Genomic DNA, 1,249 nt, shown 5'->3' with positions numbered 1-1,249 from the left:
TGACGTGACCCCCGCCTTTCATCCAGCTGCAACCGGAGACCGACTGGTGTTGTCGCGCATGAGCGCAGGTGAAGCAACGGGCGGGGTTAATCCCGCCTGTTGCTGCTTGAGACCGGCAGCAAATGCGGCCGGGGTAGCGTAGCCCAGCGACGAGTGCGGCCGCTCGGTGTTGTAGTCGTCGACCCAGCGCGCCAGGATCGAGCGGGCTTGGCCGATGGTGAAGAACAGCGTCTCGTTGAGCAACTCGTCGCGCATGCGACCATTGAAGCTCTCGACGAACCCGTTCTGGGTCGGCTTGCCCGGCGCAATGTAATGCCACTCGACGCCGACATCTCCCGACCACGCGAGCACCGCGTTCGACGTCAGCTCGGTCCCGTTGTCGCTGACGATCATCGCCGGCCTGCCGCGCTCGGCGAGCAGATCGGTCAGCTCGCGTACGACCCGCCGGCCCGAGATCGACGTGTCCACCACCGCCCGGAGGCATTCGCGCGTCACGTCGTCGACGATGTTGAGCACGCGGAACCGCCGGCCGGTGACGAGCTGGTCGTGCACGAAGTCGAGGCTCCAGCGCTGGTTGGGGAGCGCCAGCACCGGCGCGGGTGCCCGGCTGCCTGTAGCACGCCTTCGTCCTTTACGGCGACGCACCGTCAGGCCCTCCTCGCGGTAGAGCCGCTGGGTCTTCTTGCGGTTGATCGTGATGCCGTCCCGGCGAAGCAGGATGTGCAGCCGCCGATAGCCGAACCGCCGGCGCTGCTGCGCCAGATCGCGCAGCCGCGACCGCAGGTCGCCATCATCTGCCCGGCACGAGCGATACCGCATGCTCGTACGATCTGCCCCGACGACCGCGCACGCCCGCCGCTCGCTCATCCCCAACGTCGCCTGGAGATGCGCGACCGCTTGCCGCTTCGCGGCGGGCGTCACCACTTTTTTGACAGCAGGTCTTTCAACCCCGCGTTGTCCAGCATCGTGTCCGCAAGCAGCCGCTTGAGCCGCGCGTTCTCCTCCTCGAGCGACCGCAGCCGCTTAGCGTCGGATACCTCCAGCCCGCCGAACTTCGCCTTCCACGCATAGTAGGTCGCGCTCGACATGCCGTGCTTGCGGCACAGCTCCGTCACCACCGCACCCGCCTCGGCCTCCTTCAGGATGCCGATTATCTGCTCTTCCGAAAACTGCTTCCGCTTCATTCCGTCCGTCCCTTCGAGGGGCCGGTCTCTAGGTACACGTGGATGAAGAAACGGGGGTCACGCCA

General features: G+C 66.5%; 1 protein-coding gene. It reads right to left on the bottom strand.

Features of this window, described 5'->3' with window-relative positions:
- Window positions 1-18: 18 nt before the first annotated feature.
- Window positions 19-1,184, bottom strand: a protein-coding gene (locus ACU5AX_RS20705) for an IS3 family transposase (protein WP_446692405.1) whose coding sequence is annotated in 2 segments (ribosomal slippage) — window positions 19-932 and window positions 932-1,184 — 1,167 coding nt in all. Because the reading frame shifts where the segments join, the coding sequence is not laid out codon by codon here.
- Between the last annotated feature and the right edge of the window lie 65 nt (window positions 1,185-1,249).

The sequence above is a fragment of the Sphingomonas benefaciens genome (assembly GCF_052907485.1).
Note: the sequence above shows the minus strand (reverse complement) of the source record. Positions and strands in the feature narration are given on the sequence as shown.